Origin of the sequence: uncultured Methylophaga sp. (assembly GCF_947259025.1) — a bacterium.
Taxonomy (GTDB): Bacteria; Pseudomonadota; Gammaproteobacteria; order Nitrosococcales; family Methylophagaceae; genus Methylophaga.
This window is the reverse complement of sequence record NZ_CAMYKO010000007.1, coordinates 128,038-149,644: the sequence shown is the minus strand read 5'-3', so window position 1 is coordinate 149,644 and position 21,607 is coordinate 128,038. Positions and strand designations below refer to the sequence as shown.

The following is a 21,607-nucleotide window of genomic DNA, read 5'->3' as shown; positions in this document are numbered from 1 at the left end:
AACGCACCTCCCTGTGCGTTACCTCTGACGAGGTCGCTGGCGCGGTGCACCAGTTTGCATGGAGCAAACTGGAACCACTTTTGTGGGCCTGCTATGCAGGTGAGCCACAGGGATGTGGTGAATAAATTTGATCCAGTCAAATTTGTCATGGCATCACCACCCCGGTATCCACGCTGATGTCCATATCATCACTCTGGATGGACTTAACCTGGACGCGCTTGTCGGTGACTTCAATTTCCAATGAACTGCGTGTTTGTTGTTGGGCTTTTTGCTCGGCAGCCAGGGCGGCTTGAGCATTATCGTTACCAAAAAACGCCAAGGCTTTAGCAATGGAGCGCCCGATAACATCTGCAGCATCGGTACCGGCCACCGCATTATCGTAAATCATTGTGCCAGCACCATAACCCGCTGCGCCGGCACCCAGGACAGCACCACCGGCCAGGGACGTCGCTCCCAACCCCAGCTTGGGAATGTTTTTGACGTTTCTCATGGCTCGTGCTGATTCCCAGCGGCCCAATTTTCGGGCGGGCTTGAAGCCGCCTTTTTTACCGGCACCCATGCCGCCCATACCCTTGCCGCCACCCATATTGACGACATAAACCGGGGTGACACCATCCATCATGCCGCCCAGGCCCGTGCCGCCAGATTTGCCTTTGCTACCTTTTATAAGGTCGGATAGACCCTGACCACCCTTGTATAATTTTCTGGCAAATATTGCAGTGCCACCTACTGCAACAAGACCAGCTGCACCTTTGATAAGGGTGTCCAGTGTGTCTTTATCTATGCCGTTAATAGCATCAGCAAGCGCCTGTATCGGTTCTGCCAGATTGTCATCAGCAAAACGTTTGTATGCGATATAGAGGCTATTCAGGGCAGCGGCAGCTGTTTCCGCGTTTGCCGCTGCATCTTTGAGTATTTCAGACCCGTCACCTTGGACTTCGTTGAATTTGTCCATAAAGCTCAAGTCACCAGTTTGTTGATACTGAGAAGCCAAGAACTTAAGTGGTCTTATGGCCTCATCACCAAAGACGGTCTGTATCTTTTCTATGTCTCCGTTCGTTTTGACTATGATTTCTTTAACAATATCAATAGCTGAACGTGCAACTTTTTTACCCGTTCGCTGTTGTTCCTCTAAATCCCATATTTCAATACCATTCTTACGGAGATCGCCAGATTTCGAGATCATTTCACTTAACAGCCTCTCGAAAGCTGTGGCGGCTTTTGCTGGCTCACCTGTGGCCTTTTGAGCAATCTGCAACAGTGTTCCCATTTCTCTGACAGCAGCCGGCCCAGTCCTGCCTAATGAAGAATAGGCTGAAGTCGCCATAGCACCATGTTGGGCCAGATTTGCTAACGTAAATGCCCCCATTTCACCCTGCCGAACCAGAACATCAAGAGATTCCATGATGGCTTTCGGTCCTTCAACATCCATCTTCTCAGACAGGTCTGCTAACAGTGCCCCCATATCCTCACCGGCAGCACCTGAGGCCCGCATTGCCAGACCAATATTGCGGATATTGGCTTCAACAAGATCCAGATCACCAACTTTCTCAACTGTTTTTTCGACCCCCGCCAGAAGCTCTTCTGGAGACAATCTAATATTTTTATCGTTGGCTGTATCTAACAGCAATTTGCGGAGTTCATTTACTTCTTCTTTGGACTTATTTGCTTGGGTACCAAGTTGGGTTAAGCGAGCATCAAAATCCAAAACACCTTTAAAAGTTGCTGCAGTTCCGGCTCCCGCTAATATCGCTGTATAACGATTACCTAATCTATCAAGGCCATTACCAAGGCTACCCACGCTTCTGCGTAATACACCCATCTGGCGCTGGCCGGTTTTGCTGAAGCGCGTCCAGTTTTTCTCGTATTGACGCATCTGGCGGCTAAAGTTGCCGCCAGCGTCAATATTGATTTTGGTATTCAGTTCAGCCATTTAACAGCCTTAAAAAATGCCTCAGTGGTTTCCTGGTCAAGTAATCAATCGGTGTCTGGTGCACCCTTGCGAACATCAGCGTCAGGGCCTCCAGCTTGCTCGCCTGACGCAGCAGACTCTCCCCGTTTTTGCAGCTCACCTTCGAGCGCACTATCCAGCGCATTGATGACTTGCATCATTTGCTCGTAGTCGTCGATATCGAACTGATCCAGGATCTTGCGGTTGACCGTGATGTCGGTGTCATCCAGTTTCACGATCTGACGCATCAGGCAGTTGACCCCCATCAGGGTCGGACTGGATAGCAGCTCATAGCCCTGCTCGGTTAGGACAGGGCGCTCAGCTTCCAGGCCGGCTTCAATCAGATCACCTGGCGTCAATTCACGGATGGTGACCGTTTCATAGGTCATATCACCGACCTTGACCGGGTGCTGCAGCTTGATTGTCATTTCAGCCATCAGACTTCCTCGGCGTTCATGCCTTCGTAGGTCAGCGGGATCGTGCCTTCCTGGCTGTTCAGCTCAGGGGGCGCTGTTAACCAGGACGGCGACATGATGTAGGTGCGGCCCGTATCCGTTTCGAAGGTGATGGAGACGTCTGTGGCATCCGCCAGTTCCTTCAGGCTGACATCCTTGTCATGGCTGATAGTGCAGGACACGGACGGCTGCATGACGGCTTCTTTATAGCCATGCACACCGTCATCGCCAGTCTGCGTTTCGCGGTTGAATCCACCAATATTCAGCGTGGCACCCGGACGTGACTTGAGCCGGGAACCATTGATTGAAATAAAGGCGCGGCCAGTAATTTGAGACATAGTAAATACTCCTGTAAAGCTGAATTAAGTGGCCTATAAACGGTATTGAATCGCCGCGGCAAAGACGCGGAACTGGTTGACGATGTCTGGCGGGATGACCGCGTTGACCCGGTTGGGATCACTGTTGCTTCGAACCACAATCAGATCGGCTTTGAACTGGTCGAAGTCTTCCACCAGGGCCACCGCTTCCAACTCACGGAACAGGGCCAGCAATTCAGCACGGATCAGGCTGGGCGTGACTACGGCCTGACCGGCAACAAAGCGGGTGCCGTCGTCCGCCAGCTTGTAGCGGGGGAAACGCAATGCAATCCGGGCGCGAATGGCGTAGCGGATATAGTCCACCGTCCACTTGGTATTGAGATCCAGGTAACTGATGTCTGCGATACCAAAGGCGTTTTCCTGATAGGTGGTAATGACGCGCTCGATATAGACATTGCCACCCTGATCCACGGTGAAGGTGGAGATACCATCCTTCAGCAGCAGGTTGCGTTCTTCACGGGTGAAGCGGCTCTCTTCTGGCGGCGGCAATATTCCAGGCATCATCAGCGTCTGGAATGGTCGCGCCGGGTCAATAGCGCCGTGGTATTCGACAACACCCGCATGTACCGCTGTCCAAATCCAGGGCGGTGTCGGGCTGTCTTTGGCACCAATGGCCGTGCTGTGAGCACTGTTGCGGCTGCTACCCCAGGTGGTCAAGGTGGCATGGGTACCGGCCAGAGCCGTGAAGAAGTGGCCGGTTTTCTGTGCCATCGGCCCCCAGCGGTCGGACAGTTCGGCTTCAATCGCTGTCAGCGTTGCCGAGTCTGACCATGGGCAGATGATGGTGTAGTACTGGTCGTCACCAATCGCGCTGATAGCATCGGCAATATCCGGGTTACCGGTACCGCCCGACATGGCCACGATGGTGGCGGTGATACCTGCCGGCGTTTTCTGGCCCTGGTAATAGTTGAGGCGGATATCGATATCGTTACCGTGCTCGCCCTTATTACGGGCAGTGATATCGACTTGCTCCGGTGTGGCACCATTAACCTCTGCGGCCACCGGTAGGTCAGTTTGTGCAGTGATGGCCGCCACGACATTGGTCGCAATATCGGAGGCCGCATCGGTCGTGGCCACCGCTGTTTGCACCAGCTGACCGGCAATATAGAGATTCAGCGTGCCGGCAGCGGTCGGGCTACCTGCGAAAGTGACTGTGCCTGATGCGGCCACGCCGGCATCGTTATCATCCAGGGCGACGGCCCAAACATCGGTGTATTTATTTGCGACCTTAAGCGCTTTCAACATGGCAGCAATGACACTGCCACGACCAAAGGCATCTTCTGCCTGGTCACCATTAAGAATGCGGGTCGGGATTTGCTCTTCCACCGTGCCCGTGGCCAGGCGGTTACCAATGACCAGGATCTTGCGTTCCTGGTTAGGCAGCCCCTGCACCGCCTTGGTGTTATCCACTTCAATGAACTGACCCGGCGTGCGGATATCCAGCGGGATTTCGTTGAATGAGACGTTTTCCATTATTCGGCTCCTTTAGTCGATTTGCGTGGTGGCTTGCTGCTTTTCACATCACCATCACGCAGACGTCGACGCCAATAACTGGTGAGTTCAAGACTTTCACCTTCAGCAGCCAGGTAGCCGCCTGCAGGCTTGCGGACTTTCAGGTCCGGATTGGTAGGTTTGAGAAATTCAATCGGCATGTTTGGCTGCTCCTATTGATTAAGGTCGGTCACGGTGTCTTGTGCATCGGGCTGGCTGTCGGTGTAATCAGGCGGCTCTTGGAGCCAGTCCTGATGCTCGGCTTCCGTGTCATGCGGTGGAATGTCGTGTTGTGCATCGAAGGTGATGAAGTCATCCATTGCGTCCAGGTCGGCTTCATACAGGAACGGCATGCCTGGCACTTCAAAGGTGATGGCATAAAGTGCTGCGCCGTATGCTTCCTCAAGCTGGATACTGAACAGGTTGGAGACTCGCTTTGCTTTGATGCTGCCGATATCAGCCACCACGCTGTCATGCATCTGCTTAACCAGGCGACTGACAATTTCATAGGCACCAATGGTGGTGTTATCTCCTCGGCGGCGTGATTCCCAGTTACCCACGTGACGTACAATCACGTAGGCATCAAAACGGCCATTGACTCTGGCACCGTCCTCGTCATCGACCGGGCCGCCCAGAAATGTGAAATACACGGCATCACCAGAATTAATCAGCTTTTTTAACAAGCCGACATTGAGTGCCGAGGGCAAGGAGTCGAGGCGAATTTTCTGCCCGACGACCTTTGCGGCTTCAGTTTTCATGTGGTCTTCGACGGCGACTATCGGGTTCATATGAAGCTCTTGTCGTCGCGGTTAAATACGTTGCCACCGGTGCTGATTTTTACGGTGTTCTGGCTGCCGGGTTTTTCTCCCTGGTCGCTGACACCGATACTCATTTCACCCTTGCTGATGGCCTTGAGCGACATGACTGCTTTTTCGTAACGGTCTTTCACTTCGTCGGTGCTCAGATCCTCATAGAGATAGAAACGGGTAATCTCGCAGGCAATCCGCAGCAATGACCTTGGTACCGGATTGATGGGCAGGCTGTAACGGCTACCGAGGTAGCTATCAATCAGACTGTCGGCATCGGCAATGGCTGAAGAGATGACGTCCGTGTCCAGCTGACCCGTGTTTTGCTTATCCGTAAGCTGGATCAGTTCGTCCTCTCCATACCGGGTGACCAGGTCTTGTTGGGTGCAATAAGGCATCGCTCGGCTATCCGCTTAACGCTTTACAGTTCGTCGACGTTGAACATTGGATCGGCTTCCAGGACGGCCAGCTCCTCATCGCTCAGAGCGACTTCGGTGCGACCTGTCCAGGCACGGCCCAGGCGACGAAAACCATCGCGCTTGACGGTGACGCGATAACGCGGCGAATCATCCTGTTTCGCTTTTTGCTTGGCATCGGGTTTGCTGTCGGTTGTAGTGGTTGTGACAGTTGTCTGGTTTTGTGCGTCAGACTTGGCAGCCTCACCTGCGGCGTCATCTTTTTTCTGAGCGCCGGCAATGACTTTTGATTGGTCATCATCCTGATCCGCATCGCCAGTATCTCCGGTACCAGTGGCCGTGTTACCACCATCACCATCGGGTTTTGATTTTGCCTGCTGTTCTTCCTGGTACTTTTTCCAGGCGTCGTCGCGCTCTTTGGCCGTGACATTGTCCAGACCGTCAAGCTTCTTCAGCTCGTCAACGGTCGGCTTTTTGTCGAAGGCCTGCTCGCGCAGTACTGCTAGTAATTTGTCCATGATGCGTTCCTTATCTGGGTTACCAGGGCGGAAAACCGCCCTGATAAAGTTTTCTTAAAGGCTGATTAACTACGCGCCGCCAGTGGAACCGACAGACAGTTGCCAGAAGCCATACACACCGGTGGCACGTGCCTCGGCACCGAACTTGTATTCACGCTTGTTGAATACGTCGTCGTTTTCCATATCCGTCTGGCTGACGAAGACCGGTTTTTTACGCACCTGGATAATGAAAGGCTTCACCGCATTACGGGTGTGGTGCAGGAACCAGGCAGTGTCTGAGGTCAGGCCCGGATTAACGAGGACTTCCGCAGTACCTTTGTAAGGGTTCGGGCTGTCATCATCGAGCTTGTCGGCATTGATCAGCTTGCGGGCAACGGCTTCCAGCGCGGGCGGTACTTCCAGCAGGTCGGGCACCAGGCGCAGTGGCATACCTTCGGCGTCGGTAAACTTCATCATTGCTGTTCGGGCCGCACCGTATGAGGATGCTGCAGCAGCGGAGGTTGCAGCACTCAGAGCTACAGTCAGCTTGTTGGAGACTGAAGCACCTTTAACTTCATGGTCGGTGTCATAGAAGTACTGGCCATCAATACCTTCATTCATAAAGGCATTATTTTTCAGATCATCCAGGATGATGTCGTGCAACTCACCGGCAGAGTCACCGGCCATGTTCGCCTGGGTGTTATAGATGCCCAGGGTATCGTCCTCGATATCGTTACGGTCTACCGAGATAGTGGTTTCCCAGTCTTCGTTGGTGGCGGTGTATTTGCCAGCCTTCAGGGCTTTGACAAATTTCTCGCCCACCCACTTACGCATCTTGGGAAAACGTTCCAACCAGGCATAGTCTTCCGTCTTGGTTGTGGACGGCACTTCCATCGCGGTGCGCTGCCAGTCACCAGTCCGGGCTTTGAGCGCATTATTAAAGATGGTTTTCAGGCCGAGAAAGACATCATTAATGGCCTGCTTATTAATGATGAGGCCGCCGAAGGCCAGCATCGGCAATGCATCGCCCATCGCGTCCATATTTAATGAGGCCGGGCCGGTCATGAGTGTGGCGGGCAATGACCAGTCAGCCGCCATGGCCGAGGTCATCATCACCAGTGCGCCGACGATAGTCACCGGCAAGAGAATCAATTTTTTCATGGTGTCATCCTTATTAATTAATAAACCAGGGAACGATCAGATGAATGTGACCCAGACGCCGTCGGAATCCACGTCTTGGATATCGCCAGCTTCACTACGGGTGCCGGTGCCATCGGTGGCCGCTACTGTCTGGTCATCGACGATGTAAGCCTTGCCGCCGATATGGGTGCGGTCAATCGAGCCGTCGTTGTCAAAGCGGAACGTGCCCTTGCGGGTCTGAACCGATTTATCGCCAGCACTGCCGGCACCATTGTCGACATGCTCTTCAGCACGGCCCACAGCTTTAAGACCGGTGGCGGTGCTACCAGGTGCAGCGTTGCCACTGGCATCCAGCACGGTGATACCGCCAGCGAAGATTTCAGTCGATGCCGCGACCGGGTGATTACCTTCATCACCCAGGCGGCGCGGTGTATTACGGTCTTGAGTTAAGGCGGCCATTAGCTATCTCCTGTGATTGATTTGGCGTATTCAGCCGGTTCAATGCCCATCTGGGTACAAACCGCAAGCTGACCCTCTGACAGAACGGGGTTGCCGTCGTCATCCACTTTCTGGGTATCGGTTTGCTTGCTGGCCAGGGCGGCAATAGGAGGAGCCGACTTGAAGTAGGACTTCAGCACATCAACAGGCTGCTCTTTGGCCCAGCTTTCCATTGCCGGGCTGAGCTTGCCTTCGGCTTTGGCGGCGGCAATGAGGGCATCCTTGTCGTTACCATCCAGGCGCTCAGTCAGTACAGCTACCTGGCCATTCAGATCGTTGATGACCTTCAGGGCTGAATCCGGCGTGGTAATGCTGGCAGCTGCAATAGCTTCTTCAGCATCGTCAGCTTGTTTCTTCAGGTCTTTGACCTGGTCACCAATGCTCGACAGTGCAGCAAGGCCTTGGGCATCTTTCACGCCCAGGGCTTTGAGCAAGTCATTGACCTGACTGACCGCTGATTTCAATGCAGCAACGGCGTCATCCTCGCTGGCGTCTTTTTTCAGACCCAGCATTTTTAGCAACTCTTCATTCATAGAAGCGTCCTCTTGGTTTGGTTGCGGGAGAAGTGAAGCCGCAGCCAACAAATCGTCCATGCCATCTATGGCTGGGCTATTGGTTAACGCGACATGGAGTAAATCCAGGACTCGGCCTGTTTTGGGGTCATAAGTGAAAACAGGCGAGATGTATTTGTATTCTTTGTTCTCGATGAACTCGCTGGCTTTTGCCGTCCATTGAGGATTGGATAGCATCAGCCCTTTACCTGGTACCCAGCTCAGGGCAGCAGGCTTACCCCAGCCGGCAGCTGGTGCAGGTTGACCGTTCTTGGCAGCTTGGAGGGTTTGATGCTCGTAATCGAAAACGATGTCGTTCTTGCGTGACTGAGCGCGCTGAATCAACGCCGCTGCAGCAGTGTCATCGAGATACCAGGGACCGCTGCCAGCCATCGCACCACGAGGTGCATCGAATTGACCGGCGGGAAATAACTGGACGGCCCCATCGGAGCCGACCAGTAGTGAGCAGATGGCAAGGGCTATGTTATGCATAGCGACCTTGGGCTGATGATTTCATGGCACGTCTCCTGTTCGTCGTTTACTTCAAGAACAGGTGCCACTTTACGAATGCGGGGCAAAAAAAATGCCCTGAACGGGTTCAGGGCATTGGATAGCAGGTTTAATTAACCATACGCAGAAACGATCCGATCAGGCAAGCATTTTAGATAGCCTTAACCCCGTTTAAATTTACGCAGAATCATTTAATACTTTTGATGACAGGCATTGACTGCAGATAATTCATTCAAACGCTTAAAACGCCATACAGGCGATTGAGACTATCTCAGCGCATCAACAAAGTGATCATGCAGGATATCTTCAATCATCTGCTCATCATCTTCAGACACACCCAGAAAGGGTCTTGCGGGAATACCACGGTCGTCATCACCAAACTGATGGGTCGCGCCCTGGATAAGGTTGGTCCCCATCTCCATACTGTTCGGGCTGGTGTTATAAGCCAGCGTGTCACGCATAAAACCTTCCAGCACCAGTATCTTGTCAGCGTTTTTCTTTTTGCGTGCCTGGTATTTCGGATCCAGCGGTTCCCAGGGGTTGCCTTCCGGATCGACTTGTTGCTCCCAGCGGTCATGGGTGCTGTTGAGTAGGCCTTCGCCGATATCAATAAAAGCCGGTTCCAGATCTTCGCCGGCATCGACCAGCTTGCGCAGCCGGGCGGCAATCTCTTTGTCCGGGAACTCATAATCAATGCTGATTGATGCGCCTGCCATAACTCACCTATAATGTGCTTATCGGTTGCGATGCTGGCGCGTACGCCCATAGCATCAAAAACCCGCCAACCTGGTACGTCAGGAAAAGTGGCCCCATCATTCCTCTTCCCCATACACCAACAGCCCTTTGCGCTGACTGTTGAGATAGTTCCGGCGTGATGTCGGGATGAATGTCCAGCTTTCCAGGAAGCCTTTGCTCACATTGGCCACGGCAATCAGGTTGCGGCCTCTGCCGATATCGTAGGCTTTGACGATGCGTGAGCGCAGCACGACTTTGCCGGTACCGGTGTGTTCCTGGAATGACAGCCAGACTTCATAGGGGTTAGTCAGCAAGTCATCCAGCAGCGGCAGGAACTCGGCTCGGGCCGGGTCGATGTGTTCAGATAGCGCCTTGCTGTTGAGCAGGAATGGCAGGCCGCCCGGTCTGTATAGCTTTTGTTCACCAACCAGAGACTGCAGTTGGTCGTAGACCTCGGCTTTATTCTGCAGGCGCGGCCCCAGCTTTGCCGGGCTTGAGGCAAGGGGTATCTGCTGTGGCCTGCCGGCTTCAGCCCAGCCTTCTGGGGTGCGGGTTTGCCATTGGTTACGGGTGCGCTGGTATTGCTGCATGACGTCATCCGCCAGCTGCTCACCGAAAGCGGCGCGGCCTGGATTGTAGGCAAAGCCCGGATCGATACCTTTGGGCACGCTGACGGTGCGCGGTGATGGGCCACGGACACCGACCACCTGGTCTTCGTATTCAATGGCCGGTGACTGGTCCGGCCCGGTTTTTCCGAGGCGTTCCATATCTCGCCTGCTGAGTGTTCGGACTCGGCACTTGCAGCCCCAGCCGTTCTGCGGGTAGTGCGTCTGCCAGAACGGGTCGTCGGCATCCAGAACAAGACCGTCCCAGGCAAGGTGCTCAGGCCGTGGGTGTTCGACGGCATCATTGTGTACGTATTGCCAGAATGGCCGTGTCCGTTTGACCTGCTGAATCTGGGCATAGCGACCCGCGTTGTGACTCTGGTAAAGATTGGTCTCGTAGATAACCCGGCTGCGCCAGTTACGACCGCCGTTGTAGCCCCAGCCATGTTTACTGACTATCTGGTCAAAGTCTTTGCGGAAGTCCTTCAGGCTCATACCATCAGCAATCACCTTGTCGACCGAGGCCCGGAAGTCATTGAGCAGGTCTTCTTTCATCGCGCCGGCAACGACAAAGGCGCGGGCATGCTGGCCTTCGTAGATATCTGTCCAGGACGCGGTCGGCAGATTCAGCTTGTCACGGAATGCCTCGACCGCTTTATTGAAGGGCATGGAGCCATAGTTAATCGGCATTTATGCAGTCCTTAAACGTCGAATAATCGTCACCAGCTGACGACGATCCACTTCGACCGCGCCGTGCTGAACAGCCAGGTCTCTTTTGGCTTTGCAGATGTCATAGTGCGGTGTGCTTGCTTTAGCCTGGAACCACTTTCGCTGAATACCAATTTTGTCAGCCATAGCATGTAGTTCGTCTTCCGTATCGGCCAGCATGTGGCACATGACCATTCGACGATATTGATAGATGGAAGCATCAACATAAACTGACATTGTTTATGGCTCCTACTTCCAATCTATCCATCCAATGAGCTCGGCAACCTGAAACATCAGCATCATTGCCCCATAACAAGCGAATGCAGAAATGACCCAATCGAAAAATATATCCATGAAATAGTCCTCACTATCGTAAATTCCACACGTTTTTCCATATAGCCGTTTTAACAAGCTCTAAATCACTCATAACAGTTAACCAATCACCAGCTTAACCAGGCTGGATAACGCTGCGATGGCCATAACCAACACGCCGAGTACAGTAAAGCCGATGCTGTTATAGCTGTCAGCAATGAAGGCCCAGGCGATCAGGCCCAAGCCGATCGCGAAGATGATGATGTTGATTGTCCACCACATGCTAGTCCTCCGAGACTTCATATCGGCCTGCCAGCTCAGCGGTGGCCAGCGCCATTTGAATCACGTTGGCCAGCTCTTCGGGATCCAGAAATCCGAAGGCTTCGACCAGGCGATCCTGGAAGTCTTCCAGCGTGCCGCCGTTGTCGTCGACTTCCTGTAACAGGGCTTTAATACGGTTATAAAGGTCGTCCAGGGGTGCCTGGGCCTGAGTGCTCAGCTGGTTGACGACACCGTCCAGCTCACTATCGATATCACCGGTTCTGGCTGCAGCGGTGGCAGCGGCATTCGCGCCTGCTGGTTTGTCCTGGTTGTTATTGCCACTCACATACAGTTCATAGCCTTCGCCATAAACCTCGATCACTTTCTCCGGGTTAAGTCGGTAGCCCATATCGAAGAGCTTCTTGTCGCGCTCGGCCCGTTCATTAAGCTCCTCGCCTTCATCGGTCATGAATTTGAGCCGGGGTGAGCGACGTGGATCCGCACCGGCTATATTCAGCGCCACCATTGGCCACAACAGATCCCGATTCAGGGTGCCGGCAATCTGGCGGACATCACTGACCAGCAGGTCATGGCGGACTTCATTGTGGATATCGCCCAGGTTGGAACCGAGGCCGGTGTTCTCTGCTGTACTGGTCAGGGTGCCGCCGAGGATAGCCTTGGATTGGACGGATTCGCACCAGTTGATCATGAACTGGAACGGGTCGCTCCGGCCCTGGGCCGTTTCTTTAAAGTCGAGCTGCATACCGTCTGGCATGATGCCGGCAGCGCTATGACCAATGCCAATCACTGCCCGGAGCAGCGTGTTTTTCTCTTCTTCACTTGCCCCGCTGGGGTAAGTGCCGACGCGCATGGGGATGCCATAAACTTCCAGGAACTCGGCTAGATCCCGGATGCTGTAGTTCTTGAACAGGTATGGCCAGGCCAGGATGCGATGCAGGCCGCCACGGGCAATGCTGCCTGACTTGGCTTTATGCACGTGTCTGACCCAACCGAACGGCCACAGCTCATCGCCCTTACTGCCCATGCTTCTCAGCAGGATCTTGTTGCGGTCATCTTCATCGATGGTGAAAAGCCGGGCCGGTTGATGCTCCAATGTGGGCAGCATGGTACCGCCTACTTCATTCCAGCTGAGTTCCAGCATGGCATAGCCTTTACCAATCGCGTCACCGATATCGAACAGATGATCTTCGAAGTCTTCCATATCGAGCAGCCACTCTTTGACTTGCTCGGCCATGGCTTCTTCTTTTTTGTCCGCGTTGCGTGGTGGTACCACATCCCAATCCACGCCCAGCAGAGCACGTTTACGCTTGCTCATTTCGGCAAAGACGTGGGCGTCTTTTTCTTCCATGTCTTCAAACAGATCAGCCTGGTCGACCAGGCTGCCTTGTTCGGCTGATTGCAGGATGCTGGCAAGCCTTCGCGGTGTCAGACCACCAGACGGATGATTCTCAAACTCTTTGCTGATAAAGCCCAGCTTGGAGGTTTGCTCTTCATTGAGCGCCTCACGCACCTGAATCGCTTTGCCGTTGGCATCTACTATTTGACTTGTTCTTACTCGATCCATTGTTACCATCCACCGCCTTTATGCATCAGGCTGCTGTAGTCATTGTCGGGGTTGTCGCGTTCGATTTTGTCTGGTGCCGCTATCCATTCGATTGGCGACGCCAGGTCATAACTGGCGGCATGTGCCATGACCAGGCTGATAGCGGCATCACCGTGGCGGCTCTTGGCGGCATCGGTTTTGCCGTCGGGCAATTTGGGCACGCCTTTGATGACCTGGATGGCACCGATATCGTCTGCCACGTCGGCATCACGCGGGATAAGAATCGTGTCGTCCTCAAACGCGGCCTTGAACCGGGGCATGTTGTCCAGGTACCAGCTTTGGCTGAGCATCACTTCTTCGACCACGTTGACGCCATAGCGGTACTTGGCTTGCTCTGCCAGGTATTGGCCATTGCCCCGCGCATCCAGCTTGGCAGCACTGAAGCGTGGCAGCCGATCACAGATATAGAACAGCACCTGCTCCTGTTGCTTGAACGGCACGTTGTGCAGCTCGACCATGAATGGCACCAGCCGCTTCAGCTGCTGGGTGATGGCCATTGGCGTGAGCACGGTCAAGTCTCCGGAGCGACCAAAGTCTTCGCCTAAAACGTGGCGTAAATTGGGATTTAACAGGTCTAAAAGTGGCTTTAAATTGACCTCGCACCAGGCATGCATTTCCGCTTCACGCAGATGCTCTGGCCAGAGGTTGAACTCGGCGGTACCGGAATAGCGAAGCACCGACACATCATGCATGCGAGACTCTCGCAGCGCGCGGCTGATATAGGTACCACCGCCTTGTTTGGGTATGCAGTCATATTCCTCGGCAGCGTCTTCCGGGCTGGCGGTGTTTTTACGCAGGCCGGCTTTCCATTCATGCTCACGCTCCTGGCTCCAGGCAGTGCCTTTTATCTGGCAGATGCGTTTATACAGGCCCATGCCACAGGCTTCGTCCAGGGTGACGCGGTGGACGCTGTATTCCTTTTTGCCGGCACGGCTGTCCTGGATGAGGTCGTTAAAGAGGTTCTCAACACCATTGTGGGTTGAGATAAGTCGGATCTTGCTTCCCCACATGGTTAAGGCGAGTGCGGCCTTCAGTACTTCATCCAGATGCTCATGGAATGCCGCCTCATCGATGGTGACATTACCCTGGCGACCACGCAGGTTGGTTGGGCGTGAACTGAGTGCCTGGACTTTAAAACCACTGGCGAAGCGGATATTGAAGGTCAGAATATCCTTGTCTTCATCTTCAAAGATTTCCTCTTCAATCGCCGAGGCCGCCTTGTTGAATGACTTGGCCCACATGGCACAGGCATCGATAAACTCGATAGCCATCTCTTTATTGGAGCCGACATAGAAGTGGTTGGTACCGCTTGCCGTCCGGTCAGCCGAAGCCGCCAGCACTGAGTCTGCTGCCTCGGCCCAGGTGAGACCGGTACGGCGTGATTTTTCGGCAATCTTTAACGGGCTATCGTCTTCAAGCCAGTTGCGCTGATACGGCAGCAGCAGCTCGTTTGGATCGTATTGCGAGTGAATGACTGGCGCTGTTGGCATCAGCTCAACCCGAGGATTTGTTTCTTGATGGTGTCGACCGCTTCGAGGCTCATGCCCTGACCACGCAGGGACTCTTCAGCAGCGTCAGCGGCCTGCTGTGCCATTTCCTTGCGGATTTGTTTCTCGCGCTCTTCGTTCATATTGGCCGCAGATTCCAGCCGCTGAACGGCCAGCGCCAGTTGGCTGAGCATCTTCGGTGCGACCGGGTCTTCGCCCTCGGACATATGCATGGCGGTATCAAAGGCCATGGTGCGAATGATTTCATTGAGCAGCTTGCCGACTTGGCCCTGAGGCGCAGCACCCAGCTTGCCGATCCACATTTCGGCCAGCTCACGCGACTGCTGCAGCTTGGCACCGACTTCTTGCATCTTGACGGCATAGCGGTTCACGGCAGACTTGCTGACGCGGTCATCTATACCGGTCTGTTCCAGGATGCCGTTAATCTGGGCCGTGGCATCGAGCTGAGACACACGCGGATCCCGCAGCAGTGTTTGCAGCTGCTCCAGGATATCTTGTGGTAAGCGTTCGATGGACGAGGCGCGGGCCATTACTCTGATGCCTCAACACTGATGGTGATTGGTGAATAGGAGAATGACAACCCGACGCCGAAGGCATAGCCTGCAGCAATGATGTAACCCGCTATAACCAAGTTCCTTAAAACTCCTCTGCCGACGCCCTTGACATCCAGGCGTGACAACAAGGTTTTAACTTCTTCGTTTGGTGGAAACTCATGCTTTTCACTCATGGTCGTGGCCTCTGAATACCGTCAACACGCGAACGGCCATGCGCGACATCGGAACCGCGACGGTTGAGCCGTGCTACAAGAATGCCGCCAGCGTCCTCGATATCGAGCAGGCTCTGTTCTTCCAGCCAGCGCAGTTCTGTGCGGACACGGTCAGAAGAGAGGCTGTGGCCCAGCTTCTCCAGGACGATCTGCAGGATCTCTTCGTTGTGGCTGTAGTCTGCGTCCTGCTCCAGCACCTGCAGGATGGCCAGCCGGACGGATGCCGTTACCAGGTCTTTGTAGCTCACCGATTGCCTCCGTTGATTAAATGCTCATTAATCAGGGCAAGCTGGCCTTTTATCGCCTCCAGCGTGCCACTCAAGTTTTCGAGCTTTCCCCCGAATGAGTTGACCTTTTCGTAAAGCTTTCCCAGGTCATCATGAGTGGGTGCCGTCCTGGAACGGTCTTCCAGAATGCTGACCCGACGCACCAGGCTATTGGTCACATCGGTAAGGTCATTGATATTTTCCTTGGTCGCCTTATGACGGATGTTGAACCAGGTATACACCAGGTTCGCGACCGTCATAATGAGCACCAGGATGCTCAGCCACAGTTGTAAACTTTCGCCACTCAACGTTTGCTCCTTATGTCCTTCAGTTCCTTGCAATAAACACAGCGCACCGCGTCGGGCCTCGCTTTCAATCTGTCTTCCGGTATTTCCTCGCCGCAGTCCAGGCAATAGCGGATACCATCTTCCTCATCGGGTTGCTCTGTCTCGCGACCACGCAAAAGCTCGGCCTCAATCGCGATATCCCTGTCCTTTTGCTCGCGCTCCTGGGCGCGTTCGAATAAATCCACCATCGTTATTTACTGTCCTTGTTGCGGTTGAAGATGCCGGCAATGCTCTGGAACACACCATTCGGCGGGGCCTGACCGGCAGCCACTTGCTTATCGTGTGAGCGTTTGTTGATGCAGACACCCAGCACGGCCAGGGCAATACCCCACATGCCGGTCAAACCGCTGGCAGCGGTAATCACTGCAGCGGCTTTCTCTGGCTCGACCACGATGACCCAGGCCAGTGCTGACATCTGCACCGACCAAGTGATGGCGGTCATATAACCGAAGAATGGACGCCAGCGGCGGACGACCTTGTCACCACTGGTGTACTCGACCTGCATGGTGGCGTTGATGGTGGCGAGCTGCTTGTTCTCGGCTTCCAGTTCGGCCAGGACGATATGGTTCATTTCCTGCTGAAGCTTGAGCTGCAGCTCCGGGTATTGCTTAATCCGGGCCAATGCTTCATCCGGTGTATCCGCGCCGGTCACGGCATTGGCGGCATCGACCACCTTGCCAGCGACATCACCGGCCTTGTCCCCCATCAAAAGCCGGGTCAGGCCCGGCACGAATTGCGCTAACGCCAGCGCGATGCTAATCGGTTCCATGCGTTACCTCGGTGTAGATAAATTTCTGTAATATGAACAACCGACGCATCCAACCCATGATGAAGCGTTCTTGTGATGGGTTTTCAACGGCAAGGTCGTGGTAGAAGTCCGCCCGGTAAGCCAGGCTTAAGGTGAGTTTGTTATCGACATAGTCGATGTTATTGCTAAAGCGGTGGATTGCACCCAGCGTTTCCGGACCTAGAATGCCGTCAACACTGACGCGGTAGGCATTCTGCAAAAACTTGATCGCGGTCTTGGGACGGTGATTGACGACTGAATCAAACAGGAAGCAGGCAATGGCTGCTGGCAATCTGTCGCAGCCATAAGCTAACCAGTAATCCCGGTAATACAGCGCGATAGCGCCGTCTATGGTCAGCTTTCTGATATTGAGGTGCGGATATTGTCGCTTGCTGATGCCGTAGTTGGTCTCGCCACCGGCATCATCAGGGTCGTCAACATAGCCGCCCTCAATCATCAGCACATGGTTGACTGCCTTGAGGAAAAGTTCTGGATATTCAGTGTTTGCGTCCATGGGGCCATGATGCGGATAGACACAAACAAAAACGCCCTGAACAGGTTCAGGGCGTTGGGGTGACACTACAATTTAGTTAAGCAGGTTTTAGAAGTCTGGGCAATCTTTGTCTATATTTTGGGTTAAATTTTCAGAGCTTTGTTTCAACACGCACAGCACTTCTCTGACATCAAGGCTCAGGCATGGCTAGCTAGGCGCTTTGCCTCTCGCTTTTTTGCCAGATCCCACTTCTCTTTAACTATGGATCGTTGAACGGGATGTGAACGTGTTTTGTATAAACGTTCAAACAATAGTTCAGCCTCATCCATGCGTCCAGCTTGTTGTAAAAACAGAGGTAATCGCAAGTAGGTTTCTATTGAGTACTCTGTTGATACTTCATCAAGTAGGCGATTCATCTGCTCAAGGCAAGCTATAGCTTCATTCAGATCCGTTTTCTTAAACTGGGTCGCAGACTTTCCTAACTCCCTGATCAGCTTTTCTTTATCAGTATGTTCTCTAACCTGCATTGATACGGTTAAATGCAGCTCACCCCTATCGCTGATTACTTTCTCTTCGCCGACCTGCCTGTATTTTGGCTTCGCAGCGAATAGTCTCTTTAGGCACTCCAACATGACGCTTCCTCGTTACTCACTGAAGAAAAGCATATTGATTGCCAGCACGACCAAGCCCACCAGAAAGAAATTACTAAACAGGGATGAAAAAAAACCTTTATCCCTCAGCAGGGTATCGCTGAGCGTTAATACAGACCATAAGGCCAAAAAAACATAAACAGCCATCTCAACTTCCTTCTATGAACAAGTCTTACAACCCATACAACTTATCACGTTGTTGTGGTTGTAGTGGTTGTTAGGTTAGACCGTAGGTATAAACACCCTTCGTTTTGGCTGACTGCCAGTGTATGCCATCAAAGCGATCCAGGCGAACACGGGCTGTCTTGTCGTCTTTCTTATGGCCACAGGCTTTGAGCAGCTCGGTTTTGTTCATTTCGCCGCGCTCTTTGAGTACGGTTTTGACCTTGTCGATAAAGTCTTTGTCATCGTCATTGAGCTTGACCTCTTCGACATCCAGTTCGGCTATGAAGAGGTTCTGTGTGTTTAGCGTTAAGGCGATATCGCTTATCGCGGCCCGCTCTTTTTTGACTTCCAGCAGCCAGCGGATTTCACCGTCCGGGGCATCGGCCTTCATCAGGCGGTACATATTATCGACGCTGTTTCTGAGATTGTTGGATCCCTGGTAGTTGCTGCCGTTTTTGGTGGAGTGATGCAGCACAATAATCGTTGCGCCGGCATCGCGGATGTTTTTGAGCTTGTTGCCGACTCGCATGGCGGCCAGATCATTGTTGACGTCAGCAAAGTCCCGGATGCTGTCGAGCAGGACCAGGGTATTGCGATAGGCATCACCGAAGGCTCTCTTCTCCAGCTCATCCAGCAAGTCCATTGGCTCACCGTCGAATTTGCTGCGGTGGCAATAGGTCAGGCCCTCGCAAACATTAAGCAGCTTGTGTTCGATGCCGCGTTCTTTCAGCACGCTGATGGGGTTATCAACGTCGATATAAAGCACTTTCATCGCGCCTTGAGGCGTGGCGCTGTTGTGCTCGGTGGCGTATTTGGCCAGGCCGAACAGCAGCCAGCTTTTGCCCATGCCGCCATCGGCATAAATCATGGTGATTTGCTTTTTGGGCAGAAACTGCGGGTAGAGAAACTCCACGTTTTCATTGAAGTCATCGGTGGTTAACGGGTTTAAAAAATCGAACATTAGAAGAGGTCCTGTTGTTTGTCTTTATCCAGTTGACGCTGCTTGGCCTGACGTTTGTAAACAGCGCGTTCAGTGATGTTTTGCGTGCGTGCGACTTCGGCTTTGGTAAAGCCCTGCTCCAGCAGGCGGTTGGTTTCCAGCGCTTCGATATGATTAAAGCGGGCCTGCAGCCGGGGAATGGCCAGTTTTTCATTACGGAAGGTGTGCACGAAGTCTTTGTACTGTTGCGGGCTGAGCACCCGTTTGAGTTCGCCCTGGCCCGGCACCCGAATGGTTATGCCGCCAAAGTGTTTGACTAGGCATAACAGGCCATCGATGCCGATCACTTCGGCTATCTCTCTGGCTACGGGTGGCAGGTAATCGGGCATGTTCATTGGCTGGGTACCATGCTCAGGACGTCTTTGATGGTCGGCCAGCGTTTGTTGTGCTCTGCGGTATCAATAAACGCTCGACGCAGGCGTGCCGCACCCCGGAAGTGGTTATCTTTCTGCCACTGGCGTTTTGGCCAGAGTTCGAGCAGGAAGCGCTCAACGACCATGGGCATGGTGTCGGCAGCCGGCACACCTTCCAGCCCCATCAGCATGAGTTCAGCCAGCGCGCCGCAAACGGTGCGGGTAAACCATTCCTCAACGCCTTCCGGTGATGGGTAGTTTTTCAGCATCTCGATAGTTTGAGCCGTCTTTGACTGGCTTTTAGCAGGCATTTGACTACCGTTTAAAGCGGGCAGCGAAGCTTCACCGGTCTCGGCGGGTAGCGTTTCCAGCACGCGCTTCAGGTAGTTGTGATTCGTCAGCGGCTTGAATGCGCCCTGATCCTGTTTCTGGCGCATGGACTGGACGGTTTCATTCATGGCAGTGGCCAGCCGGCCCCGTTCCGGCGTGATACTGACGACTTCTTTAGCCAGCTTGAGCGCTCGGTCACTGGCCAGGTCGCGCTTGCTACTGCGGAACAGGCCCAGATAAATCACCAGGGACTTGCTGATATCGGCATAGTCGACCAGCAGGCCGAGCAGCTCGGTGGTGCATTCATCCTGCGCCATTTGTTCTATAGAGATTCGGCTGTGGCAGCACGGACATCTATTCAGCTGCATTTTCAAAATCCACTTTTTCGTAGAGGTGATCGGCAATCGCGCTGAGCAGCGGAACGTTACGACGCCAGTTGCGAGCATTGGCCCGGCCTGCGACCAGCTGCTCGACGTAGCTTTCGTTGAGGTTCATGGCATCCAGCAGATGCTCGACGGTTTGCAGCAGGCGACGCTTTTTCTGTTCCTTGTACAGCGCGGCAATGATGGCTTCGAAGTGCTCGCGCTTATTCACCCATTCCAGCCGTTCGACGCCTGGGCGGCCAGTGGTGGCCTGACCCTTGCCGCCAGTCACATGCCAGGCTATGGTTTCTGCGTATTCCCAGCTCAGATCCATATCCGCCAGCAAGGCTTCAATCTTTCTCATGTAGCTGACCCGCTGCAGGTTTGACGGCACACGGCCTGCACGCTTGGGTGGTTTGATGGCTTTGGCATCACGCAGCAGCTTGACCAGGTACTGCAGCTCTTTGTCAGTCATCTTGCTGCAGCTGCGTTTGCCGGTGTGCTGTTCCTGCCAGTCGCGGCGGCTGTCTTCGTCTTTGAACAGACGCCCTGCGCCGATATGGATAAGTTGGATCAGTTTTTGTCTGTTGTTCATAGCTCACCTACGATTTGCAGGTAGCGGGCAACAAACATCATGAATGCAGCGTGAGAAGAGACCGGTTCAATGGTTTTTTCCAGCGGCTCGATATCTCTGATTAGCATCCATTCATCATCGTGCGCTGCCATCAGGTCACGTTGCTCAGTGGCTAACAACACCAGGTCTGCGTATTTGACGGCTTCGGGCAATTCAGCATCCAGACCAAAGCGGCCTAAGACTGCCTTTTCAACTCGCTTCTCTATTGCGCGATAGTCCGGCAGCAGGTTCTTCAGCGGTCTTGCCACATCACCGATGAAAGCTTCAGCAGCATCGTGAAGTAAACCATGCAGCGCCATCTCAGGCGGTACGATTTCTGAAACGTAAACCGAGTGCTGGGCGACACTGTAAAACTGCTTGGTATGACCAGCGAACCGGCAAACATTTGATAGGCCATGTGCCACAACATAAATGTCGAACTCTGATTTCTCAGGACACATAAAATCAAAATATTGACCGCTGATAGTCAAAATGTCGGGGCGCATCTCGATGATTTCTTTCTCAATTTGTGACATAGCATTCTCCTGGGTCTTCTACTGACTTAACCCCAGTGAAGGGGCTAAGTGACCCGTGTCGTGGGTCAGTCGGCGTTGCCCGGTGGGAGAAAGGCAAGAAAACCACCGTCTCGGCTGCAGTCTGTTAGTTTGGGTTTGGCACCACCTGACTGCTGACGCGCCGCTGGTTAATCGTAGTCGGGCATATTGAAGTAGGCGTTTAATTGCTCACGGTCTGACTCATCGAGGTGAACCAAACCTTGCTCTAATAGGGCTTCCCACTCACTTCGTACAAGCCCCATCGCATTAACAACTTCAACGATGCTTAGGCCAGACTTGCCAAGGCAATAGCCTTGAAGTTGTTGCTCAGCGGCATAGAGCAATCTTTCAGCCTCTTCCTGTTGTTTCGTCTCGCTTTGATCTTCCTGACAGTTCTCGCAAAACTCACTTTCCCCATCAGTGAAATCACCACAGCTGCTGTAATTTCTGCATTGGATGTACTGTTCTTCACTCAT

32 protein-coding genes are annotated in these 21,607 nt (G+C 53.5%); all 32 read right to left on the bottom strand.

What is annotated here, in order from left to right:
- Positions 1-145: 145 nt before the first annotated feature.
- Entirely contained in the window at positions 146-1,933 is a 1,788-nt protein-coding gene (locus tag Q0X64_RS12680) for a hypothetical protein (protein ID WP_297813748.1), read from the bottom strand.
- A 44-nt stretch (positions 1,934-1,977) separates the two neighbouring features.
- Complete coding sequence (locus Q0X64_RS12675) at positions 1,978-2,388, bottom strand: phage tail assembly protein (RefSeq protein ID WP_297813745.1); 411 nt, start codon at positions 2,386-2,388, stop codon at positions 1,978-1,980.
- Positions 2,388-2,744 carry a phage tail tube protein gene (locus Q0X64_RS12670; protein ID WP_297813742.1) on the bottom strand — a complete coding sequence of 119 codons (357 nt, stop codon included), beginning with the start codon at positions 2,742-2,744 and terminating at the stop codon, positions 2,388-2,390. Before Q0X64_RS12670 ends, Q0X64_RS12675 begins: the two co-directional genes overlap by 1 nt.
- 33 nt (positions 2,745-2,777) lie before the next feature.
- Positions 2,778-4,256, bottom strand: a complete 1,479-nt coding sequence (locus Q0X64_RS12665; RefSeq protein ID WP_297813739.1) for a phage tail sheath subtilisin-like domain-containing protein — start codon at positions 4,254-4,256, stop codon at positions 2,778-2,780.
- Positions 4,256-4,435, bottom strand: coding sequence for a DUF2635 domain-containing protein (locus tag Q0X64_RS12660; protein WP_297813736.1), 180 nt, complete (start codon positions 4,433-4,435; stop codon positions 4,256-4,258). Before Q0X64_RS12660 ends, Q0X64_RS12665 begins: the two co-directional genes overlap by 1 nt.
- Positions 4,436-4,447: 12 nt before the next feature.
- Positions 4,448-5,062: a phage protein Gp37 gene (locus Q0X64_RS12655; protein WP_297813734.1), complete on the bottom strand. Its 615-nt coding sequence runs from the start codon at positions 5,060-5,062 to the stop codon at positions 4,448-4,450.
- Positions 5,059-5,478, bottom strand: coding sequence for a phage protein Gp36 family protein (locus tag Q0X64_RS12650; RefSeq protein ID WP_297813732.1), 420 nt, complete (start codon positions 5,476-5,478; stop codon positions 5,059-5,061). Before Q0X64_RS12650 ends, Q0X64_RS12655 begins: the two co-directional genes overlap by 4 nt.
- A gap of 23 nt (positions 5,479-5,501) precedes the next feature.
- Positions 5,502-6,014, bottom strand: a complete 513-nt coding sequence (locus Q0X64_RS12645) for a hypothetical protein (RefSeq protein ID WP_297813728.1) — start codon at positions 6,012-6,014, stop codon at positions 5,502-5,504.
- Positions 6,015-6,083: 69 nt separating this feature from the next.
- Positions 6,084-7,154, bottom strand: coding sequence for a Mu-like prophage major head subunit gpT family protein (locus tag Q0X64_RS12640; protein WP_297813726.1), 1,071 nt, complete (start codon positions 7,152-7,154; stop codon positions 6,084-6,086).
- Positions 7,155-7,190: 36 nt separating this feature from the next.
- Entirely contained in the window at positions 7,191-7,592 is a 402-nt protein-coding gene (locus Q0X64_RS12635) for a hypothetical protein (protein WP_297813724.1), read from the bottom strand.
- Positions 7,592-8,674: a phage protease gene (locus Q0X64_RS12630; RefSeq protein ID WP_297813721.1), complete on the bottom strand. Its 1,083-nt coding sequence runs from the start codon at positions 8,672-8,674 to the stop codon at positions 7,592-7,594. The genes Q0X64_RS12635 and Q0X64_RS12630 overlap by 1 nt, the downstream gene beginning before the upstream one ends.
- 284 nt (positions 8,675-8,958) lie before the next feature.
- Positions 8,959-9,408, bottom strand: coding sequence for a phage virion morphogenesis protein (locus Q0X64_RS12625; RefSeq protein WP_297813718.1), 450 nt, complete (start codon positions 9,406-9,408; stop codon positions 8,959-8,961).
- Positions 9,409-9,504: 96 nt separating this feature from the next.
- Positions 9,505-10,722, bottom strand: coding sequence for a PBECR2 nuclease fold domain-containing protein (locus tag Q0X64_RS12620; RefSeq protein WP_297813715.1), 1,218 nt, complete (start codon positions 10,720-10,722; stop codon positions 9,505-9,507).
- Complete coding sequence (locus Q0X64_RS12615) at positions 10,723-10,977, bottom strand: DUF4031 domain-containing protein (protein WP_297813712.1); 255 nt, start codon at positions 10,975-10,977, stop codon at positions 10,723-10,725.
- Between the two features lie 195 nt (positions 10,978-11,172).
- Positions 11,173-11,334 carry a hypothetical protein gene (locus tag Q0X64_RS12610; RefSeq protein WP_297813709.1) on the bottom strand — a complete coding sequence of 54 codons (162 nt, stop codon included), beginning with the start codon at positions 11,332-11,334 and terminating at the stop codon, positions 11,173-11,175.
- A gap of 1 nt (position 11,335) precedes the next feature.
- Positions 11,336-12,898 (bottom strand): DUF935 domain-containing protein, encoded by a 1,563-nt coding sequence (locus tag Q0X64_RS12605; protein WP_297813707.1) that lies wholly within the window; start codon positions 12,896-12,898, stop codon positions 11,336-11,338.
- Between the two features lie 2 nt (positions 12,899-12,900).
- Positions 12,901-14,427: a terminase family protein gene (locus Q0X64_RS12600; RefSeq protein ID WP_297813704.1), complete on the bottom strand. Its 1,527-nt coding sequence runs from the start codon at positions 14,425-14,427 to the stop codon at positions 12,901-12,903.
- On the bottom strand, positions 14,427-14,975 hold the full coding sequence (locus tag Q0X64_RS12595) for a DUF3486 family protein (RefSeq protein WP_297813701.1): 549 nt from the start codon (positions 14,973-14,975) through the stop codon (positions 14,427-14,429). The genes Q0X64_RS12600 and Q0X64_RS12595 overlap by 1 nt, the downstream gene beginning before the upstream one ends.
- Positions 14,975-15,172, bottom strand: coding sequence for a hypothetical protein (locus tag Q0X64_RS12590; protein WP_297813698.1), 198 nt, complete (start codon positions 15,170-15,172; stop codon positions 14,975-14,977). Before Q0X64_RS12590 ends, Q0X64_RS12595 begins: the two co-directional genes overlap by 1 nt.
- A complete protein-coding gene (locus Q0X64_RS12585) occupies positions 15,169-15,459 on the bottom strand; it encodes a hypothetical protein (RefSeq protein ID WP_297813695.1) in 291 nt (96 codons plus the stop codon). Before Q0X64_RS12585 ends, Q0X64_RS12590 begins: the two co-directional genes overlap by 4 nt.
- Positions 15,456-15,785, bottom strand: coding sequence for a DUF2730 family protein (locus Q0X64_RS12580; protein ID WP_297813693.1), 330 nt, complete (start codon positions 15,783-15,785; stop codon positions 15,456-15,458). Before Q0X64_RS12580 ends, Q0X64_RS12585 begins: the two co-directional genes overlap by 4 nt.
- The gene (locus Q0X64_RS12575) at positions 15,782-16,012 is read right to left on the bottom strand and encodes a TraR/DksA C4-type zinc finger protein (RefSeq protein WP_297813690.1); all 231 of its coding nucleotides are present in this window, start codon (positions 16,010-16,012) and stop codon (positions 15,782-15,784) included. The genes Q0X64_RS12580 and Q0X64_RS12575 overlap by 4 nt, the downstream gene beginning before the upstream one ends.
- Before the next feature lie 2 nt (positions 16,013-16,014).
- Positions 16,015-16,593, bottom strand: coding sequence for a 3TM-type holin (locus Q0X64_RS12570; protein WP_297813688.1), 579 nt, complete (start codon positions 16,591-16,593; stop codon positions 16,015-16,017).
- A complete protein-coding gene (locus Q0X64_RS12565) occupies positions 16,580-17,125 on the bottom strand; it encodes an N-acetylmuramidase (protein ID WP_297813684.1) in 546 nt (181 codons plus the stop codon). Before Q0X64_RS12565 ends, Q0X64_RS12570 begins: the two co-directional genes overlap by 14 nt.
- Positions 17,126-17,301: 176 nt before the next feature.
- Positions 17,302-17,736: a hypothetical protein gene (locus Q0X64_RS12560; protein ID WP_297813681.1), complete on the bottom strand. Its 435-nt coding sequence runs from the start codon at positions 17,734-17,736 to the stop codon at positions 17,302-17,304.
- Positions 17,737-17,748: 12 nt separating this feature from the next.
- Positions 17,749-17,901 (bottom strand): hypothetical protein, encoded by a 153-nt coding sequence (locus tag Q0X64_RS12555; RefSeq protein ID WP_297813679.1) that lies wholly within the window; start codon positions 17,899-17,901, stop codon positions 17,749-17,751.
- A 70-nt stretch (positions 17,902-17,971) separates the two neighbouring features.
- A complete protein-coding gene (locus tag Q0X64_RS12550; protein WP_297813676.1) occupies positions 17,972-18,880 on the bottom strand; it encodes an AAA family ATPase in 909 nt (302 codons plus the stop codon).
- Positions 18,880-19,254, bottom strand: coding sequence for a hypothetical protein (locus Q0X64_RS12545; RefSeq protein WP_297813672.1), 375 nt, complete (start codon positions 19,252-19,254; stop codon positions 18,880-18,882). The genes Q0X64_RS12550 and Q0X64_RS12545 overlap by 1 nt, the downstream gene beginning before the upstream one ends.
- Positions 19,251-19,970 carry a hypothetical protein gene (locus Q0X64_RS12540; RefSeq protein ID WP_297813669.1) on the bottom strand — a complete coding sequence of 240 codons (720 nt, stop codon included), beginning with the start codon at positions 19,968-19,970 and terminating at the stop codon, positions 19,251-19,253. Before Q0X64_RS12540 ends, Q0X64_RS12545 begins: the two co-directional genes overlap by 4 nt.
- The gene (locus tag Q0X64_RS12535) at positions 19,957-20,559 is read right to left on the bottom strand and encodes a regulatory protein GemA (protein WP_297813665.1); all 603 of its coding nucleotides are present in this window, start codon (positions 20,557-20,559) and stop codon (positions 19,957-19,959) included. Before Q0X64_RS12535 ends, Q0X64_RS12540 begins: the two co-directional genes overlap by 14 nt.
- Positions 20,556-21,113: a YfbR-like 5'-deoxynucleotidase gene (locus Q0X64_RS12530; RefSeq protein ID WP_297813662.1), complete on the bottom strand. Its 558-nt coding sequence runs from the start codon at positions 21,111-21,113 to the stop codon at positions 20,556-20,558. The genes Q0X64_RS12535 and Q0X64_RS12530 overlap by 4 nt, the downstream gene beginning before the upstream one ends.
- A 167-nt stretch (positions 21,114-21,280) precedes the next feature.
- The gene (locus Q0X64_RS12525) at positions 21,281-21,607 is read right to left on the bottom strand and encodes a hypothetical protein (RefSeq protein WP_297813659.1); all 327 of its coding nucleotides are present in this window, start codon (positions 21,605-21,607) and stop codon (positions 21,281-21,283) included.

What these genes read in the sequence shown, in the direction of transcription:
- Q0X64_RS12630 (WP_297813721.1), bottom strand. Translation starts at nt 8,674, where the DNA reads ATGCATAACATAGCCCTTGCCATCTGCTCACTACTGGTCGGCTCCGAT.
- Q0X64_RS12560 (WP_297813681.1), bottom strand. Translation starts at nt 17,736, where the DNA reads ATGTTGGAGTGCCTAAAGAGACTATTCGCTGCGAAGCCAAAATACAGG.
- Q0X64_RS12595 (WP_297813701.1), bottom strand. Translation starts at nt 14,975, where the DNA reads ATGGCCCGCGCCTCGTCCATCGAACGCTTACCACAAGATATCCTGGAG.
- Q0X64_RS12550 (WP_297813676.1), bottom strand. Translation starts at nt 18,880, where the DNA reads ATGTTCGATTTTTTAAACCCGTTAACCACCGATGACTTCAATGAAAAC.
- Q0X64_RS12540 (WP_297813669.1), bottom strand. Translation starts at nt 19,970, where the DNA reads ATGCAGCTGAATAGATGTCCGTGCTGCCACAGCCGAATCTCTATAGAA.
- Q0X64_RS12525 (WP_297813659.1), bottom strand. Translation starts at nt 21,607, where the DNA reads ATGAGTGAAGAACAGTACATCCAATGCAGAAATTACAGCAGCTGTGGT.
- Q0X64_RS12605 (WP_297813707.1), bottom strand. Translation starts at nt 12,898, where the DNA reads ATGGATCGAGTAAGAACAAGTCAAATAGTAGATGCCAACGGCAAAGCG.
- Q0X64_RS12570 (WP_297813688.1), bottom strand. Translation starts at nt 16,593, where the DNA reads ATGGAACCGATTAGCATCGCGCTGGCGTTAGCGCAATTCGTGCCGGGC.
- Q0X64_RS12610 (WP_297813709.1), bottom strand. Translation starts at nt 11,334, where the DNA reads ATGTGGTGGACAATCAACATCATCATCTTCGCGATCGGCTTGGGCCTG.
- Q0X64_RS12535 (WP_297813665.1), bottom strand. Translation starts at nt 20,559, where the DNA reads ATGAACAACAGACAAAAACTGATCCAACTTATCCATATCGGCGCAGGG.
- Q0X64_RS12665 (WP_297813739.1), bottom strand. Translation starts at nt 4,256, where the DNA reads ATGGAAAACGTCTCATTCAACGAAATCCCGCTGGATATCCGCACGCCG.
- Q0X64_RS12575 (WP_297813690.1), bottom strand. Translation starts at nt 16,012, where the DNA reads ATGGTGGATTTATTCGAACGCGCCCAGGAGCGCGAGCAAAAGGACAGG.
- Q0X64_RS12620 (WP_297813715.1), bottom strand. Translation starts at nt 10,722, where the DNA reads ATGCCGATTAACTATGGCTCCATGCCCTTCAATAAAGCGGTCGAGGCA.
- Q0X64_RS12635 (WP_297813724.1), bottom strand. Translation starts at nt 7,592, where the DNA reads ATGGCCGCCTTAACTCAAGACCGTAATACACCGCGCCGCCTGGGTGAT.
- Q0X64_RS12530 (WP_297813662.1), bottom strand. Translation starts at nt 21,113, where the DNA reads ATGTCACAAATTGAGAAAGAAATCATCGAGATGCGCCCCGACATTTTG.
- Q0X64_RS12670 (WP_297813742.1), bottom strand. Translation starts at nt 2,744, where the DNA reads ATGTCTCAAATTACTGGCCGCGCCTTTATTTCAATCAATGGTTCCCGG.
- Q0X64_RS12615 (WP_297813712.1), bottom strand. Translation starts at nt 10,977, where the DNA reads ATGTCAGTTTATGTTGATGCTTCCATCTATCAATATCGTCGAATGGTC.
- Q0X64_RS12645 (WP_297813728.1), bottom strand. Translation starts at nt 6,014, where the DNA reads ATGGACAAATTACTAGCAGTACTGCGCGAGCAGGCCTTCGACAAAAAG.
- Q0X64_RS12555 (WP_297813679.1), bottom strand. Translation starts at nt 17,901, where the DNA reads ATGGCTGTTTATGTTTTTTTGGCCTTATGGTCTGTATTAACGCTCAGC.
- Q0X64_RS12600 (WP_297813704.1), bottom strand. Translation starts at nt 14,427, where the DNA reads ATGCCAACAGCGCCAGTCATTCACTCGCAATACGATCCAAACGAGCTG.
- Q0X64_RS12565 (WP_297813684.1), bottom strand. Translation starts at nt 17,125, where the DNA reads ATGGACGCAAACACTGAATATCCAGAACTTTTCCTCAAGGCAGTCAAC.
- Q0X64_RS12545 (WP_297813672.1), bottom strand. Translation starts at nt 19,254, where the DNA reads ATGAACATGCCCGATTACCTGCCACCCGTAGCCAGAGAGATAGCCGAA.
- Q0X64_RS12640 (WP_297813726.1), bottom strand. Translation starts at nt 7,154, where the DNA reads ATGAAAAAATTGATTCTCTTGCCGGTGACTATCGTCGGCGCACTGGTG.
- Q0X64_RS12655 (WP_297813734.1), bottom strand. Translation starts at nt 5,062, where the DNA reads ATGAACCCGATAGTCGCCGTCGAAGACCACATGAAAACTGAAGCCGCA.
- Q0X64_RS12590 (WP_297813698.1), bottom strand. Translation starts at nt 15,172, where the DNA reads ATGAGTGAAAAGCATGAGTTTCCACCAAACGAAGAAGTTAAAACCTTG.
- Q0X64_RS12625 (WP_297813718.1), bottom strand. Translation starts at nt 9,408, where the DNA reads ATGGCAGGCGCATCAATCAGCATTGATTATGAGTTCCCGGACAAAGAG.
- Q0X64_RS12680 (WP_297813748.1), bottom strand. Translation starts at nt 1,933, where the DNA reads ATGGCTGAACTGAATACCAAAATCAATATTGACGCTGGCGGCAACTTT.
- Q0X64_RS12660 (WP_297813736.1), bottom strand. Translation starts at nt 4,435, where the DNA reads ATGCCGATTGAATTTCTCAAACCTACCAATCCGGACCTGAAAGTCCGC.
- Q0X64_RS12650 (WP_297813732.1), bottom strand. Translation starts at nt 5,478, where the DNA reads ATGCCTTATTGCACCCAACAAGACCTGGTCACCCGGTATGGAGAGGAC.
- Q0X64_RS12675 (WP_297813745.1), bottom strand. Translation starts at nt 2,388, where the DNA reads ATGGCTGAAATGACAATCAAGCTGCAGCACCCGGTCAAGGTCGGTGAT.